This window comes from Providencia huaxiensis (genome assembly GCF_002843235.3).
Lineage (GTDB): Bacteria > Pseudomonadota > Gammaproteobacteria > Enterobacterales > Enterobacteriaceae > Providencia > Providencia huaxiensis.
On the sequence record NZ_CP031123.2, the window covers coordinates 2,181,218 to 2,199,039 of the forward strand.

General features: G+C 40.1%; 15 protein-coding genes. 5 read left to right on the plus strand and 10 right to left on the minus strand.

Annotation, left to right across the window (positions count from 1 at the left end):
* Positions 1–763 precede the first annotated feature (763 nt).
* The 3 genes from CYG50_RS11885 to CYG50_RS11895 all read left to right on the plus strand — a co-directional run bounded on the left by CYG50_RS11885 (position 764) and on the right by CYG50_RS11895 (position 4,623).
* Positions 764–1,294, plus strand: coding sequence for a fimbrial protein (locus tag CYG50_RS11885; RefSeq protein ID WP_102137568.1), 531 nt, complete (start codon positions 764–766; stop codon positions 1,292–1,294).
* Positions 1,295–1,379: 85 nt separating this feature from the next.
* Positions 1,380–3,863, plus strand: coding sequence for a fimbria/pilus outer membrane usher protein (locus CYG50_RS11890; protein WP_102137567.1), 2,484 nt, complete (start codon positions 1,380–1,382; stop codon positions 3,861–3,863).
* A 22-nt stretch (positions 3,864–3,885) separates the two neighbouring features.
* Positions 3,886–4,623, plus strand: a complete 738-nt coding sequence (locus CYG50_RS11895) for a fimbrial biogenesis chaperone (protein WP_168222851.1) — start codon at positions 3,886–3,888, stop codon at positions 4,621–4,623.
* A gap of 326 nt (positions 4,624–4,949) precedes the next feature.
* On the opposite strand, the gene cysM is transcribed toward CYG50_RS11895, so the two are convergent.
* From cysM to CYG50_RS11935, 8 genes are all read right to left on the minus strand, one after another.
* A complete protein-coding gene (cysM, locus tag CYG50_RS11900) occupies positions 4,950–5,834 on the minus strand; it encodes a cysteine synthase CysM (protein WP_102137565.1) in 885 nt (294 codons plus the stop codon).
* Between the two features lie 374 nt (positions 5,835–6,208).
* On the minus strand, positions 6,209–7,297 hold the full coding sequence (cysA, locus tag CYG50_RS11905; RefSeq protein ID WP_102137564.1) for a sulfate/thiosulfate ABC transporter ATP-binding protein CysA: 1,089 nt from the start codon (positions 7,295–7,297) through the stop codon (positions 6,209–6,211).
* A 2-nt stretch (positions 7,298–7,299) separates the two neighbouring features.
* A complete protein-coding gene (gene cysW / locus CYG50_RS11910) occupies positions 7,300–8,160 on the minus strand; it encodes a sulfate/thiosulfate ABC transporter permease CysW (RefSeq protein ID WP_102137563.1) in 861 nt (286 codons plus the stop codon).
* Positions 8,160–8,990, minus strand: coding sequence for a sulfate/thiosulfate ABC transporter permease CysT (cysT, locus tag CYG50_RS11915; RefSeq protein ID WP_102137562.1), 831 nt, complete (start codon positions 8,988–8,990; stop codon positions 8,160–8,162). The genes cysW and cysT overlap by 1 nt, the downstream gene beginning before the upstream one ends.
* A complete protein-coding gene (locus tag CYG50_RS11920) occupies positions 8,990–10,012 on the minus strand; it encodes a sulfate ABC transporter substrate-binding protein (protein WP_102137561.1) in 1,023 nt (340 codons plus the stop codon). Before CYG50_RS11920 ends, cysT begins: the two co-directional genes overlap by 1 nt.
* Positions 10,013–10,440: 428 nt before the next feature.
* Positions 10,441–11,340 (minus strand): Dyp-type peroxidase, encoded by a 900-nt coding sequence (locus CYG50_RS11925; RefSeq protein ID WP_102137560.1) that lies wholly within the window; start codon positions 11,338–11,340, stop codon positions 10,441–10,443.
* Positions 11,341–11,582: 242 nt separating this feature from the next.
* Positions 11,583–12,188: an RpoE-regulated lipoprotein gene (locus tag CYG50_RS11930; RefSeq protein WP_102137559.1), complete on the minus strand. Its 606-nt coding sequence runs from the start codon at positions 12,186–12,188 to the stop codon at positions 11,583–11,585.
* A gap of 91 nt (positions 12,189–12,279) precedes the next feature.
* Positions 12,280–12,711, minus strand: a complete 432-nt coding sequence (locus CYG50_RS11935) for a GNAT family acetyltransferase (protein WP_004264887.1) — start codon at positions 12,709–12,711, stop codon at positions 12,280–12,282.
* Between the two features lie 136 nt (positions 12,712–12,847).
* On the opposite strand from CYG50_RS11935, the gene hemF reads away from it, so the two are divergent.
* Both hemF and CYG50_RS11945 read left to right on the plus strand, forming a co-directional pair.
* Entirely contained in the window at positions 12,848–13,765 is a 918-nt protein-coding gene (gene hemF / locus CYG50_RS11940; RefSeq protein WP_102137558.1) for an oxygen-dependent coproporphyrinogen oxidase, read from the plus strand.
* Positions 13,766–13,923: 158 nt separating this feature from the next.
* Positions 13,924–15,060 (plus strand): M4 family metallopeptidase, encoded by a 1,137-nt coding sequence (locus CYG50_RS11945; RefSeq protein ID WP_166267520.1) that lies wholly within the window; start codon positions 13,924–13,926, stop codon positions 15,058–15,060.
* A gap of 119 nt (positions 15,061–15,179) precedes the next feature.
* On the opposite strand, the gene rluF is transcribed toward CYG50_RS11945, so the two are convergent.
* Positions 15,180–16,049, minus strand: a complete 870-nt coding sequence (rluF, locus tag CYG50_RS11950; protein ID WP_102137557.1) for a 23S rRNA pseudouridine(2604) synthase RluF — start codon at positions 16,047–16,049, stop codon at positions 15,180–15,182.
* 180 nt (positions 16,050–16,229) lie between these two features.
* Positions 16,230–17,708, minus strand: coding sequence for a ribosome biogenesis GTPase Der (gene der / locus CYG50_RS11955; protein WP_102137556.1), 1,479 nt, complete (start codon positions 17,706–17,708; stop codon positions 16,230–16,232).
* Positions 17,709–17,822 lie beyond the last annotated feature (114 nt).

Consider the following 17,822-nt stretch of genomic DNA (forward strand, 5'->3'; position numbering starts at 1 on the left):
CTAAACCCCATTGTAACCGATTTGACGGCGGCTACTTTTTGACAAAGTCATTCACATCTGAATTTATGTTGAGGCTAACATGACTCAGCTTTGTATTAAAATCTGTCTCTAAATTAGCTAAAGTCTGCTCTATTGGGTAAATCAGTCATTCAAGCCCCGTTTTCTATCAAATTAAGACCATAATATCTTTCTAAGACACAACAAACACTAACCAATTGTTTTATAACTAATTTTAGTTTGTCTACTTTATCGGATAAAAATAAGTGAAAAATAATAGAATATCGCCTTCATTTAAGAAAATTTAAAATAACATTAAAAAACAAGTAATTAGATCACTTCCTTTCATGCTAATGAATGATTTAACGTGATAAAATCGTTTCAAACCCATAAACGGATGTAAATAAATATCTCAAAAACTCGATTTTTGATTATTTAAAAAATATTTTATCACCAAAATACTCTGGTGACGCGTTTATTTGTTTTTATTGGCTATGTTGGAGCTTAATCCTTTCCATTGCTAATTTATTGGATTAATAAACTACATTTAATACCCTAAAGCGGCCCCGGTAATAATACCAATAAATATCTCAATTTATACTTTCCTTTAATTTCAATACTTTAGATTAATATATTTCGTTACATTCTACCGCGTAAATACATACTTTAGCGGTATCTGATTACTCATTTTATGGATATTATTTGTTTCGTTCTTCACAACAGATAAATTTTTTTAATTAAATTATTTAATATAAGGTAAACAAAAATGAATAAGACTTTAATTGCATTATGCTTAGCGTTAACTACAACTTCTATTTCTGCAATGGCTGCGGATGCAGGTTCAGGTAAAATTACTTTTAAAGGCACAGTAAATAGCGGTGCATGTACAATTTCTCCGACCGATGTAAATAAAGAAGTTCAATTAGGTAGTATTGCCGCTGCTAATTTAAGTTCTGCAGGTAAAAAAGGCCCACTAAATACATTTGAATTAAAATTACAAGATTGCCAATTAGACCCAAGTGCTTCAGGTACACCATATTCTAAAGTAAAAATTACTTTTAATGGCCAACCTGATGCAACTAACGCAACTTTATGGTCAAGCACAGGTAGCGCAAATAACGTTGCAGTTTCATTCTTAGACAATGCAGGTAAAGCCATTAAACCAGGTGATACCTTAGAGCAAACACTGAAAGCGTCTGACACCACAATTATTTTATCTGCTCAAGCAGAAGCAACTGGTGCAGCAACTTCAGGTAGCATCAACTCTATCGCTAACTATGTATTAAGCTACGAATAAGATAGCCATCATACCTAAACAAAGCTTTACGCTGATTAGTGTAAAGCTTTGTATTTCCTCTATCGATTAGCATAAGAGTGCCAACATGTATTTTAACAGAAAAAATATAGGTTATATTATCTCACTCATTATGTGTGGTGGATATACGAACGCTGAAACTTTTAATATCAACGCCCTTAATTTATCTGTAGACGATAATATTGACCTAAGCTATTTTGAAAAAAATAGTTTAAGTGAAGGTTTATATGAGTCGGATATCATTTTAAATGATAAAAAAATCATCCGCGGCGAAAAAATTAAATTTATTAATAATGGTGGAATAATTGAGCCGTGTATTACGGCGCAGTTAATAAAACGTTTCCCATTAAATGAAGAGGCGAAAGAAATATTACTTTCCTCTCAAGAAAACGATTGTATTAATTTACTCTCTCTCGATCAAAACGTGGCTATCGATTTTAATGATAGCGAACAAGTTCTGAGTATTTCGATACCTCAGAAATATATGGAATCGACTTATTCTTCGTGGGTAACCCCTGAAATGCGCGATTACGGTATTGCTGGGTTAATTTTAGATTATACGATTAGCGATAATCATTTAACCCGTAAAAACGAAGAAACACGTAACCAGTTATATGCCTTCGGAAATGTGGGCGCTAACTTCGCGCAATGGCGTTTACGGGCAAATTACCAATATGAAAATAAATTGGTTGGCGAAGATGGACAGAGTAGCAAGAAACGCAACTTAGATTGGGACCAAGTCTACGCTTTTAGGGATATTACCAGCTTATCGGCGAAGTTGTTTGCCGGGGAAATTTTTATTAAATCAGATTTGTTTGATAGCGTGCGTTTCAAAGGCGTGAGCATGTTCACCGATGAAAGCATGATGCCACCGAATCTCAGGGGGTATGCGCCTCAAATTACTGGGGTTGCAGCCTCAAATGCAACGGTGACCTTATCACAAAATGGCCGTATCATCAGCCAAGTGAAAGTGCCGGCGGGTCCTTTTGTGATTAAGGACTTAAGTCAATCCATCATGGGAACCATTGATGTAACCGTAGCAGAGGATAACGGTAAAGAAACGAAATTTCAGTTTACCACAACCAATATTCCGTTTTTAACCCGTAAAGGACAAGCGCGCTACACCTTGAATTTAGGTCAACTATCCCCGAAAAATGGTACCCATGCTAACGACAATTTTATGACTGTCGAAAGCTCTGTTGGGGTGTTTAACAATACCTCTGTTTTTGGGGGAATAGTGGCGACAGCGGGAAATAAATATAAAGCTATTAACCTCGGTATTGGTCAAAATATCGGCTTTTTAGGGGCTTTTTCGGTGGATATCACCCAATCTTACGCCGATACCTTACTGGGGCATGAGAAAGGCAAAAGCTACCGTATCAACTATGCCAAAGATTTACCGAGTTTTAATGGGCAGTTGACATTAACCGGGTACCGTTTTGCCGACAGAACCTTTAACTCTTTATCTAATTTTGTTGAGCAAAACTTTGTCGACAGACAAAATATCGATACCAATAAAGATAAACATGTTTTTTCATTGTCTTACGCTCAGCAATTACCTGGGATTAATGCGAGTGCGAATATCACCGCATCCCGTAAAACCTATTGGAATGGTAAGCAAAATAACTATTTCAGTGTGGGGCTAAATAAATTCTTCGATGAAGGTATCATGAAAGGTGGGAACATATCCCTATCTTTAAACCAAGTTCGTGGAGCTAATAATAAAACAGATAACCAAGTTTATTTATCAGTCAGTAAACCGTTAAACTCTGAAAATCATAATGCATCCATATCGTATTTCGCCTCTTATAGTGACAACAACAAGCGCTATGCGAATAATGTGAATTACAGTCGTCATATTGATAGCAATACGAACTATAATTTAACTGCATCAACCCAAGATGGGTTATCGGAAGGGATGGTGAGCACATATGTATCACACAGTGCGGATGCTGGCCAAGTGCAAGTCACAGGGTCATTATCGGACTCAATGACGTCGCTGGGTATGACAGTGAGTGGCTCAGTTACCGCGACACAACACGGTATTTCAGCGCACCGTTTAACATATCGTGACCAATCTCGCTTAGTGGTTGATGTGCCAAATGCGAAAGGCGTGATTATTGAAAATGGCAATGCGACGACGAATAGTCGTGGGTTAGCTACTATCAGTAACGTTCCGACCTACTATAATATGGAGTATAAGGTGGATGTGAACAACTTACCAGACACCGTAAACATTGATGATAATGTTTTAGCGTCTACACTCACTGATGGTGCAATCGGTTATGCTAAAATGGATGCGGATATTGGTAAATCGCTGATAACACGAATTAAGCTAGCTAATGGTCAATACCCACCATTAGGCTCAGTGGTGAAAAATAACGTAACGGGTAAAGTTTCAGGCATTATTGCTGAATCTGGCATCGTCTACTTAACCGGGTTGAACATGGGCGATCAGCTTAGCGTCAACTGGGGAGATGCACAAGCATGCACGTTCTTAGCTGACAGCCTCCTGGCTAAAAGTAGCGATTCAATTACTTGTCGTCACTAATGTGATTTCAATGGGTGAAAAAATGACATTATTTAAAAAAGTATTTTCCGTTGTTTTACTATCAAGCGTCATGAGCCAAGCGTATGCCGTCCTTGGGTTAGATAGAACCCGTATTATTTTTAATGAAGCCGATGGCGGAACCAGTGTCGTTGTTGAAAACCAAGATACCGCTTCTTCATTTTTAGCGCAGACATGGATAGAAAACCAGAAAGGTGAAAAGCTGACTAACTCACTAGTGGCGTTACCTTTTTTACAAAAAATCGGCCCTAAACAGAAAAAACAAATCAAAATTGCCTATATGGATGGGCAAAATACCTTACCAACGGATAGGGAGAGTCTTTTATATTTCAATGTATTAGGTATTCCACCGCAAGGTAAAGAAGCGAATGCGGTTCAGTTTACTATCCAATCACGCTTAAAACTGTTTTATCGCCCAAAAGGTATTGACTACAAAGTCTCTGCCGAGAAAGATTTTCAGCGCGATTTAAAAGTCACAAAACAAGGTGGACAGATTACGTTATCGAATCCAACCCCGTTTAATATTGTGATCACCAATATCAATGTTGACCAAAGTAAGGATAAAGATTTTCCTGAAGTGCTTGTCGCCCCATTTAGTGATTCAACCGTGACATTGAAAAACCCAGCATGGAATAGTTTTGAAGTCGCTTATATTGATGACTTTGGTGGCCTGAAATTTAATAAATACCAGTGTGCTGCAGCGCAGCCTTGCCAATTACTACCACAGCCGAAAAATAAATGAAAAATAACAGAAAATAATCAATAAAAGCACTACCAGTTATATTAGGGATAATGCTTCTAGCCGTTGGTCAAGAACCAATTGAGCAGCTTCAAGCTTGAATCCAGCACTGAACAGTCGTCTTATACGCTTTGCCATAATGGGTGACCAAATTAACTATGCCACTACAGTCAAAGTAACAAAGAGATTAGCTTGAACGAAGAGAAAGCAGCGTCATTTAGGCGCGGTCGGTAATAAGCCCTTATAGGGCTAGAGCAAACCACCCGCATAGCGGGTGGTTATAATTTGTGGAGATTTTTTATTGAGCACAGACTTGCCATTGAATTATCTCACTCATTAAATACACCTGTTGATAAATAACGGTCTCCTCGGTCGCAAATGACTGCCACAATGACCGCTCCTGGGTTAGCCTTCGCCACTTTTAATGCACCGGCAACCGCCCCACCCGAGCTCACCCCACAAAAGATACCTTCAACTTTAGCTAAAGCTCTCATGGTCTCTTCAGCTTCTTGCTGGTTTATATCCAGCACGCTGTCGACTAACGAGTCATCGAAGATACCGGGCAAATAGCCAGGGGACCAACGACGAATACCGGGGATCTGGCTCTTTTCCGCAGGCTGTAAACCAACAACATGTACATCTGAAGATTGTGATTTTAAATAACGGCTTACCCCTGTGATTGTCCCTGTCGTCCCCATACTGGACACAAAGTGGGTAATGCTACCATTAGTTTGCTGCCATATTTCAGGACCTGTGGTTTTAAAATGGGCCAACGGGTTATCAGGGTTATTAAATTGGTCTAAAACTTTCCCCTCGCCTCTTTGTTCCATTTCCTTAGCCAAATCGCGGGCACCTTCCATACCAACAGCCGTACTCACTAAGATGAGTTCTGCACCATAGGCTTGCATTGAAGCTTGTCGCTCTTTACTCATGTTATCAGGCATGAGTAATTTCAGTTTGTAGCCTTTTACCGCAGCAATCATCGCGAGTGCGATACCTGTATTTCCACTAGTTGCTTCAATTAGCGTATCACCTGGTTTAATTTCACCCCGTAATTGCGCTTCATTAATCATTGAAAATGCCGCGCGATCTTTCACTGAACCTGCGGGGTTATTACCTTCAAGTTTCACCCAAATTTCAGCTTCAATCCCTTGTGTTAAACGCTGAAGTTTTACTAATGGGGTATTACCGATAAATTGTTCCAGAGCCGACACGTTACCATCCTTATAATTTTTATATATAAATAAGAAACAATAGAGATAAGATATTACCCCAATATTGGTACGTGAAAGTTGAAATCTCTTCACATTAATATTAGAAAAATAGATTATCTTAATGACCATTTCTGATATAGCTAATTGATATATTATATTACAATAAGCTTATAGAATTACCAGTTATATTTCACATAAAAATACAATGATTAACCCTATTTTATCAATGAGTTAGATGGATTTTGAACATGGAAGGAATTAGGCTGCATATTTTTATATACAAAGCCTAAATATCAGTAATATATGAAGAAAATAATAGAAAATATAACACCAATAATATATTTATCAGTGTTATAAATTATTGAATTTTATATTCATGCACTTTTAGCTAACTGTGGGAAAATTAATTCCTGATCCCCTTGATAAATCTTCGCCTGTTGGCTGCCTAAAAAGTAACGCTCACCTCGAGTTGGTATCGTTTTAGCAGATTGCCAAATCACTGACAACGGTTCTTTACCCCAACCTAAAGGCTGAACGGTTAATTGCCAAAAATGCCCTCTTGGCCCCGATTCGGTGACCCTAACGGGTAAACGGTGCTGCTCATCCACTTCCGCTTGTAATGAAATATCCCAAGGCCGTAAGAATACATCGACTTCACCTTGCTGAGCACCAGTATGCTTTAGTGGGAACGCATATCCATCGATATTCAATGTGGAACCTTTGATATGGGCAGAGATTTGGTTGATTTCCCCCATAAATTCAAGGACAAAACGTGTCTCTGGACGTTGCCAAATATCGCTCGGTGTACCCACTTGTTCAATATGACCTTGGCTCATCACCACCACTCTGTCCGCCACTTCCATGGCTTCTTCTTGGTCGTGGGTGACAAAAACACTGGTAAATTTTAATTCATCATGTAATTGGCGTAGCCAACGGCGTAACTCAATACGCACTTGTGCGTCGAGCGCACCAAAAGGCTCATCCAATAATAAAATTTGCGGGTCAACCGCGAGAGCCCTTGCTAATGCCACACGCTGTTTTTGCCCCCCTGAAAGTTGTGCGGGGTAACGTGAAGCCAAATGGCCAAGTTGAACCATTTCTAGCAATTTGGTTACTTTATCTTTAATAACTTGAGCTGATGGCCGCTGTTTTCTGGGTAAGACAGTTAAACCAAATGCCACATTATCAAATACTGTCATGTGCCGAAATAGCGCATAGTGTTGAAATACAAAGCCAACATGCCTATCTTTGGCGTGGATTTTACTGACATCATGGCCATGAAAACGTAATAACCCCTGACTTTGCTGTTCAAGCCCTGCAATAATACGCAATAAGGTTGTTTTTCCTGAACCAGAAGGCCCTAATAGGGCAACCATTTCACCCGATGCGATATCCAGTGAAATATCGTTGAGTACTTGGGTTTTACCAAATAACTTACCGATTTTTTCAATTTCAATACTCATGATTAATGGACTCCTGATTCAGATTGCTGTCGACTTAAATGCCACTGCAATGCACTTTTAAGAATTAAGGTGATAATCGCCATGACTGCGAGGATCCCTGCGGCCGTAAACGCCCCTACCGTATTATAATCTTGATGCAATAATTCAACCTGCAACGGTAAGGTGTATGTTTCCCCACGGATAGCCCCTGAAACTACCGAGACCGCACCAAATTCACCGATTGCCCGGGCGTTAGTTAAAACGACCCCATACAGTAGTGCCCAGCGGATATTGGGTAATGTCACACGCCAAAACATCTTCCATCCTGACGCTCCCAGTAACACTGCTGCTTCATCTTCTTGGCTACCTTGGCTTAACATCAAGGGCACGAGCTCACGTACGACAAATGGACACGTCACAAAAATGGTCACTAACGCCATACCTGGCCATGAAAACATGAGCTGGATATCAAAACCTTCAAGCCACCCACCAAACCAGCTGTTCGAGCCATAAAAAAGTAAGTACAGCAAACCCGCAACAACAGGTGAAACCGCAAATGGGATATCCACCAAGGTGAGTAATAATTGGCGGCCAGGAAACTGAAATCGCGTTACTAACCAGGCCATCATGGTGCCAAAGACTAAATTTACCGGAACGGTAATTAAAGCGATTAATACTGTTAAACCAATGGCATGTAACATGTCTGGGTCTGCCAGATTTAATAAAACGGTATCTAACCCTTTTTGAAAAGCCGTAATAAATATCCAAACAATTGGAATGACTAACAGTAAAAATGAAAACAATAAACCTATTGCAATTAGTAGCCATTTACCCCAGTTAATTTGAGTACGGCTAGCGGTATGAATTGGTGTAATTTGCGCCATTACTTGCCCCCTAACCGTTTACCAAAGCGGCTTTGTACTAAATTGACACTAAATAGAAGTAACAATGAAACCGCTAAAATAACCGAGGCCACAGCACTGGCTGCCGGGTAGTCAAATTGCTGTAGCTGACTAAAAATCATTAATGAGACAACTTCGGTTTGCCACGCAATATTACCCGCAATAAATATAATGGCCCCAAACTCGCCTAAACTCCGTGTAAAGGACAAAACCGTTCCGGCTAACAAGGCTGGTGAAAGCTCTGGCAGTACCACTCGACGAAAGGTTTGCCAGCGGCTCGCACCTAGGGTTTGAGCAGCTTCTTCGTATTCAGGGCCGAGCTCTTCCAATACTGGTTGAACTGTACGCACAACAAACGGAATACTGGTAAAAGCCATCGCAACCGCAATTCCCAGCCAAGTATTCACGACTTTAATATCAAACTGCTGCAGATATTGCCCATACCAGCCCGAGGTTGCAAACAGGGTTGCCAATGTCAGCCCCGCTACCGCAGTAGGTAAGGCAAAAGGTAAATCCACTAAACCATCTAAGAACAAACGCCCAGGAAAACGATAACGCGTTAGGATCCACGCTAATAGCATGCCAAATACCGCATTAAACAAGCTTGCGACTAGCGCTGACAATAACGTCACTTTATACGCGGCAACCACTTGCGGGTAACTAATGACCGCCCAATATTGCTGCCATGTCATTTCTGATAATTGAATTACCAATGCGCTCATGGGTAATAGCAATATCAAACAGGTATAAAACAGACTGCTACCTAGCGTTAGCCCGAAACCCGGCAAGAAACGCTTTCCTGAACGCTCCATTAACGGCGCCCTTCTGCCATTAATTGGTCAAATTCTCCACCTGTAGCAAAATGAACCTCCATCACTTTTGGCCAGCTCTCAAATTGTGATTCAACGGTAAAGAGCTGAGTTTCAGGAAATTTAGCCTTATTTGCATTCATCACAGCTTTGTCATTCACTCGATAATTATACTGAGTGATGATTTCTTGAGCCTGTGGGCTATAGAGATAATTTAAGTAAGCTTTAGCGACGTCTTCCGTACCATTTTTCTGTACATTTTTGTCGACCCAAGCGACAGGAAACTCCGCTAAGATATCCACTGGCGGTACAATGACTTCATAGTCTGACTCGCCATATTGAGAGCGAATATTATTCACCTCTGATTCAAAGCTAATGAGGACGTCACCGAGCCCTCGCTCAATAAATGACGTCGTCGCGCCACGTCCACCGGTATCGAATACCTCTACATTTTTCAAAAACTGTTTCATTTGTTCACGGGTTTTTGCTTTATCATCTTTATTTTCCTGATTAAAAGCGCCCCATGCTGCAAGGTAGGTATAACGGCCATTTCCTGATGTTTTTGGATTTGGGAAGATTAATTTGACATCTTCGCGGACTAAATCATCCCACGTTTTAATTCCTTTAGGGTTTCCTTTACGAACTAAAAATGCCATCGTTGAATAATAAGGCGAGCTATTATTTGGTAAGCGCGCTTGCCAGTCTGCTGGGATCAAATTCCCTTTCTCATGCAAAATTTGCACGTCAGTGACTTGGTTGTAGGTCACGACATCCGCTTTCAAACCTTGTAAAATAGCTAAGGCCTGCTTAGATGAACCTGCGTGTGATTGCTTAATCGTGAGTTTGTCGTCAGGGTGAGCCTCATTCCATTGCTTTTCAAATGATGGATTCAATGCCACAAATAATTCACGGGCAATATCATAAGAGCTATTAAGTAGTTCAGCGGCAACTAATGGCGAGCTCCCAAGTAATGATACCGTTGCCAAACTCGCTAGTGCTGTTTTTTTCAAAAATGATTTTTTCATTCCACACCTGTTCGTAACTAAACCCAAATGGCTAAGATTAAAACCACTGTATCTGTTTTGGTTATAACTGTGTAGCTATCAATCACCTTTTTATATACCAAATTGGAATAACAAAGAAATGAACGTCATAAGCAGGAAAATTAACTGATTTTTTAATTAGTTAGTGATATGAATATTACTCAATGGAGGGGCATTCTATAAGTTAAATCATTACTAGGTAGTAAGTAGGCATTAATGATAACGGGCTAATAATAATAGAATAAATACAAATCATTATGTTTAAATTGCTAAGTATAAACAGTTACTCTAAATAATTTGTGTTACAGCTAGGCGGCAAGGAAGATTAGCCCTAGAAGCATACAATAGTATGTGACTAGGGTAATCTTACGTAGCCAACAACTCTGTAACGCAAAGAATGACGAGTAACGCTAAAGAGACGTCAATGTCTCAATCGACGGAGCATAGTAATAACTCCCCGAAACGGCTTTCGTCATACGTAGCAAATCATCGTATTTGCCGTCTTTTTCGCCGAACATGCTTAATAATTGCTGTTCAATATTGTGTAACCTTGCACAATAAGCGATAAAAAATAAGCCATGTTTGCCGCTTGCTGTACCATATGGCAAGCTGTGACGCATAACTGAAAGCTCTTCGCCCTCTTCTTCTATCACCACGCGTGAGACATGAGAGGTGACATTACGCGCATCTTCATCTAATTCAACGCTATCTTTTTTCGTACGACCAATCATTTTTTCTTGTTCATGTTCCGAAAAACGATCCCATTTTCTCAAATCGTGTTCATAGCGTTGGACTAAAACATAACTTCCGCCTGTATCTTCACCGTCTTCGATTAATGTGACTTCTGCAATTTCTTCCCCTTGCGGGTTCTCTGTTCCATCAATAAAACCGCTTAAATCTCTGTCATCTACCCAACGGAAGCCATGAATTTCTTCCACTACAGAGATAGATTTACCAAATGCATTTAAAGCTGCCTGCGCTAATGAAAAATTAATATCATGGCGCAGTGATTGAATATGAATAAACATATCCCGTTGAGTGGCAGGAGCTAGCCCTTTACCTAGAGTGCGAAATGGTTTCAATTCAGGGGCAGTATTTGCCTTACCGAGCTGTTTCCAGATGTCAGAACCAAACGCGATAACGGCACCAAGGCGATCATCTGGATATTGCGCTTGTAATTTGGTTAAAGCCTCGACAAAGCTTTTACATCCAGACTTAACTTCATCCAGAGATCCCTCTTGCACTTGCGCTTCAATAAAAATACCAAAACGGCTATGTTCTTTCAAAATACCACTTTGAGAATGAGACATACGGTAAACCTCGTAAAATGAATATGTTATATAACCTATTTTTTATATAAGCGATTTTAATATTCTATCTTATCGCTATGATGTTCGCCTTGTTTTAACGCAAGGGAATATAGGTTTCCGGTCTATTATAAGAAAGAAAATTTAAGAAAGGGGAAATTTCTTTGAAAACAAGGAAAAAGAAATTTTAGTGGGAAGATATCGCCAGTATGAATAGACCTGGCGATATCATTAACGAAATGAGGTTATTTATGCCAAATAATTTGTGAGACTTGCCATGTTTTCAGGTCATTATCTGAAGGCATTAAATCTTCTGGTCCTTGCCATTTACCTGTAAAACGGTAAACCACTTTACTTGATTGCGGTGAATTACATTCAATGGTAGGAACGTCATTGACTCGCTCACCTAAGCCGCAAATACCAAATGCTTTTTGATAAATTTCGCTAAATTCAGTACCAATCGTAGGCCCCCATTCGGTTGCGATATCAGGGTCATTCACCGTAATTCGCGATACATAGCCGTGCTCTGGACCAACTATTTCTAATTTTACTTCATCATCATCCATTCCTTGGAAAATTGTGACCACATCCCCATTTTCCATTTGCATACCGCTGCGTAATGCATAGCGGTCATCCAGTTGTTTCTTAATGATATCCGCTTGCATTGGTGTAAAACTAGTCACTTGACCAAGGCCTGAGTCAGAAACCGTCAGTGGACCACTAAACCAAGTCGACGGTGAAAAAACCTTCACACCCGCACACCCTGATAACAGGGCTGCTCCACAGAGTAGAGAAGCCTTAAACAACGGCGATAATCCATTATTACTATTCAACTTTGCATGTTGGGACATATCATCCTCTTTTATGAGTCGCATAATGCATATTGTGACAATCTATTTATTAAAACATTCCCATGAATAGTTAAATAAATAGTCAATTAACTTAAAAATCCGTTTCGTGAGTTAATTTTTTCGAATAAATTAAACGTTCAGGTTGTTCTTCTTCATACAACATTTTTTCAAACATACAGATAGCCGCATCAGACTCTTCACTCACTAATAGCTCTATTCTTCCGCAGCCTCTGGCGATCAGTTTTTTTTCTAGTCGGCTCACTAGTGCGTTAGCGATACCACGGCCACGGTATTCAGGGTGAACGGCAAGGTAAACAGCAGTACCACGAATGCCATCATATCCTCCCATAATAGTGCCAACGACTTCCCCGGCAACTTCAGCCACTAAAAATAAGTCTGCCCCACACTGTAATTTGCGTTCGATATCGAGCTCAGGATCCCCTGAAAATTCATTGAGAGAACAGCGCTCCCATAGTGTCAGGACATCTTCATAATCACTTTGCCGAAAGACTCGTATTTCCATCTTATTTGCCTGCTTAACCTAATCTTTCTGCCATTATCTCTGCTTTTACGACACAATCAATATTCAATATGCCTTTCTTCGAGCAAAAGGGTATACTTTAACCATTATTTTTTACCTATGGTTCTATTATAAAACAATGAATTACCCAGATATTGATCGTGTAAAAACCTATTTGCAAAGCTTGCAAGAGACCATTTGCAAAAAAATCACTGAGCTAGATGGTAAAGAAACTTTTCTAGAACAAACATGGGAACGCTCTGAAGGTGGTGGAGGTCGCAGCCGGGTACTAACTAAAGGGGCACTATTTGAACAAGCAGGGGTGAATTTCTCTCATATTAAAGGAGAAAAATTACCAGCATCTGCTTCAGCCCATCGCCCTGAACTTGCAGGTCGCAGCTACCAAGCAATGGGCGTCTCTCTCGTTATTCACCCTCTGAATCCTTATATTCCAACAACCCACGCTAATGTCCGTTTCTTTATTGCTGAAAAAGAAGGTTGTGAGCCTGTTTGGTGGTTTGGTGGTGGTTTTGATTTAACCCCTTTCTATGGTTTTCATGAAGATGTTATCCACTGGCACACCGTTGCTCGTGATTTATGTCGTCCTTATGGGCATGATGTTTATCCTAAATATAAAAATTGGTGTGATGAATATTTCTTCCTGAAACATAGAAATGAGCCTCGTGGTGTTGGCGGGCTATTTTATGACGACCTTAACCAAGGCGGGTTTGAGTCTTGTTTTAACTTCACTCAAGCCATTGGCAATGGCTTTTTAGATGCCTATGTGCCTATTGTTGAAAAACGTCGAGAGTATTCATGGGGTGAACGAGAACGTCAATTCCAATTATATCGTCGTGGCCGTTACGTAGAATTCAATTTAGTATGGGATAGAGGTACATTATTTGGCTTACAAAGTGGAGGCCGAACAGAGTCAATTTTAATGTCAATGCCTCCGCTTGTTCGCTGGGAATACGACTATCACCCAGAACCGAATAGCCAAGAGGCCGCTCTCTATACTGAATTTTTAATCTTAAATAAAGAGTGGGTTTTGCCATAATTAATAACATTGGTTTACAAATTAAGGTAGAAAGATAACTGTTCTACCTTTCTAACATAAAATAACAACAATTAACTTTAAAGCTTAGATATCAGGTAGTTACAAAATCATCACGACGAATTATGATTCCATTTCACCCAACTGAATGGAGTTATAATATGAATCAATCTTTAGGCCGTTCGTTACTCTCACCTTGTTTATTGGCCAATTTAGTGACTAAAGCAGGTCATAGTGACTTAAAACCAACGCTCACACATATCAATGATATTATGAGCCGAACCTATTCACATGAAGATGCCTTACTTCATCGCAATAATCTTTCATCTTGCCCTATAGATACAGCTGGAAAGCGTTATAACCGCTTTATTCGTGACGCTCAACTCCCCGTTCCATATAAGCACCACTGGCACTCCGACCTACCAATCTGTGAACGTTCAGGACTTTCTCCAGATAGTCATATGCCACATGATGACTATGCTGTCATTATGTGCGAAGACGACACTCAAGCTCCCTCAAGGCCAGCTGGGCAAGTATTTAATTCAATTGGCGTTATTCGTACCTTTTTTAAGGAAAAATTAAATATTGACCAAATTTTTGGCTGTTCTGCTGATATTAATGCGGTTATTCATTATGGAACAAACTACGCTAACGCATTTTGGAATTCTCAAGCTATTTTCTTTGGTGACGGGGATGGAATCGTTTTTGGTCCATTCTATAACGACATTGATATAATCGCTCACGAACTTGCTCATGGTTTCATTAGTTCAAAAGCTAATTTTAGATACTCTTTCCAGTCAGGAGCACTGAATGAGTCCGTCGCAGACGTACTTGGTATTATGGTGAAACAATATTTGAACAATGAAACAGCGGATACATCTAGTTGGTTACTCGGGGAAAATTTATTTATCGACCAAATAAATGCGCCAGCACTACGTTCTATGATGGATCCAGGCGACGCTTATTATCTTTCTGACGATATTAGAGACCCACAAGTTGGCCATATGGCGCAATATCAGGATTTACCTATTTTTATTGATAATGGCGGCGTACATATTAATTCAGGCATTCCAAATAAAGCCTTTTACCTATTAGCCAAGAGCCTTGGTGGTTATACATGGGATATTGCAGGTAAAATTTGGCTTGAAGCCGTATCTGACAAACGCGTGACCTCGAAGGCAACCTTCATCGAATTTGCTGATGCAACGATCCGCGCAGCTAAGAAACTGTTTGATAATAATATCGCACAAAAAACACAACAGAGTTGGTTAGATGTTGGGTTAGAAGTCAATCTGTAATCATTAATATCGCTAGACAGCATTAAACTATTTAAGAACCATTTACTGAAAAACTAAAGGCCGATATTAAAGAGCATTCGCTAACTCTTTCATTCAGCCTTATTAATCAAACCTGCACGTTAGCGTTTTTTCTTTTTTCTACCTGGTTGTGTAAATTTTTTACGTGTCGGGTTTTCTGTTTTTGCTTTTGGTTTACTTGGCGACGCTTGCTTTGTATTACCTTTACTCGCAGAAGTGGATTTCTGTGGCTTTTTCAATTTTACGTCTGACTCAGATTTTTCCATCATATCAAATAATTCAATTAGTTCATCATCCGTTAAGTCTCGCCACTCACCGACAGGAATGCCGGTCAACTTAACATTCATAATGCGAACGCGTTCAAGTTTTGTGACTTCAAAACCAAAATGCTCACACATACGACGAATTTGACGGTTTAGCCCTTGCACAAGCGTAATTCTAAAAACAAAAGGCGCTTCCTTCTTAACCTTACATTTTTTAGTCATTGTACCGAGGATCGGGACTCCAGCGCCCATTCCACGAATAAAATCATCTGTAACGGGCTTATTGACGGTAACTAAATACTCTTTCTCATGAGAATTTCCAGCCCGCAAAATTTTATTCACCAAATCCCCATGGTTTGTTAGAAAAATTAACCCTTGAGAGTCTTTATCTAAGCGGCCAATTGGAAAAATTCGGGTGCTGTGATTAACATAATCAACAATATTATCTTTTTCACCACTCTCCGTCGTACTAACAATACCGACTGGCTTATTGAGTGCGATTAACACTAAATCTTCTTCATTACGCGGCTCAATTAATTGCCCATTAACTTTTACCACGTCACCAGAAAAAACTTGGTCGCCAATTCCTGCACGCTTACCATTAATAAATACATTACCCTGCTCAATATAACGGTCAGCTTCACGCCTTGAGCAAATACCACTTTCACTAATATATTTGTTTAAACGTGTAGAAGAACGAGTGTCCATAATTTCCCTCAATCTTTAATTCTTACCCTTCGTCCATCATGATGTATTCTGGTCACGTAAGGGCGATATTCTTTCTTAAAGTATCAATCTAGATAATATTAAAAAGCCGTAACAGAATAATTTTGTTACGGCTTTGTCTGTTCAATAGGGTTAATTAAACCTTCATTAACGCCTTACTGACTAACGCTTTTTCAAATGCTGCATTAAACGCTTACGCTTACGTAGCTGGGTTGCCGTTAACTTATTTTTCTTATCTGCATAAGGGTTTTCACCCTCTTTAAACAGAATTCGAATTGGCGTTCCCATCACTTGTAATGAACGACGGAAGTAATTCATCAAATAACGTTTATAGCTATCTGGTAAATCGGAAACTTGGTTACCGTGGATCACCACAATCGGTGGGTTGTGTCCTCCGGCATGGGCATATTTCATTTTAACACGGCGACCACGGATAAGCGGTGGTTGGTGCTCATCTTCTGCCATCTTCATAATGCGTGTTAATAATGCCGTTCCGACTCGACGAGTTGCTGATTCGTAAGCTTCTTGCACTGATTCAAATAGATTCCCCACTCCACTACCATGCAGTGCAGAAATAAAGTGAATACGTGCGAAATCAACAAAGCCAAGACGCAGTTCAAGCATGTCTTTTACGTGTTCGCGGTCTTCTGGCTTCATACCGTCCCATTTATTGACCGCAATCACCAATGAGCGCCCCGCATTGAGGATAAAACCAAGTAAAGATAAATCTTGGTCTGAGATACCTTCACGTGCATCAATGACTAATAATACAACGTTCGCATCTTCAATCGCTTGTAACGTTTTAATTACAGAGAATTTTTCGACTGTTTCAGTGACTTTGCCACGTTTACGAACACCTGCGGTGTCAATCAGGATATATTCACGCTCATCGCGTTCCATTGGAATGTAAATGCTGTCACGGGTTGTCCCGGGCATATCAAACACAATAACCCTATCTTCACCTAATATACGGTTGGTTAATGTGGATTTACCTACATTCGGGCGACCAACAATGGCTAATTTAATCGGTAGTGTTGTTGGGTCAAAGTCATCTTCTTCGTCTTCATCAAGCTCACCTTGAGCTTCTAACTCAGCCCAATAAGCCGCATTTTCTTCTTCTTCGGTCAGCTCAACCTCTTCTTCGTCTTCACCAATAAAAGGTTTTAACGATTGTTCGATTAACTGAGTGACACCACGGCCGTGTGATGCTGCGATAGGATGAATTTCCCCTAAGCCAAGAGAGTAAAAATCCCCGATTGCCGTTGTAACATCGATGCCATCTGTTTTGTTCGCGACTAAATATGTTTTTTTCTTGCGACTACGAAGATGTTTGGCAATACCTTCATCTGCAGGCATTAACCCAGATCTTGCATCAACCATAAACAGAACAATATCGGCCTCTTCAATGGCTTGCAAGGACTGTGCGGCCATGTGCGTTTCTACGCCTTCCTCAGTCCCATCGATACCACCCGTGTCGATAATAATGAATTCATGCCCTTCAACTTCAGCACGACCATATTTGCGATCACGAGTCAGACCGGGAAAGTCCGCTACTAATGCGTCACGGGTACGGGTTAAACGGTTAAATAACGTGGATTTTCCTACGTTTGGACGCCCTACCAGCGCTACGACGGGTATCATTCTTAGATGCCTCACAACTTTTATTAACTTAAGGAATTCTGAGGCTTTAACTCAGAAAACAAAAAAACGAAACGGCTCCTGTCTTCAGGAACCGTTGATTTTATCGATAAATTG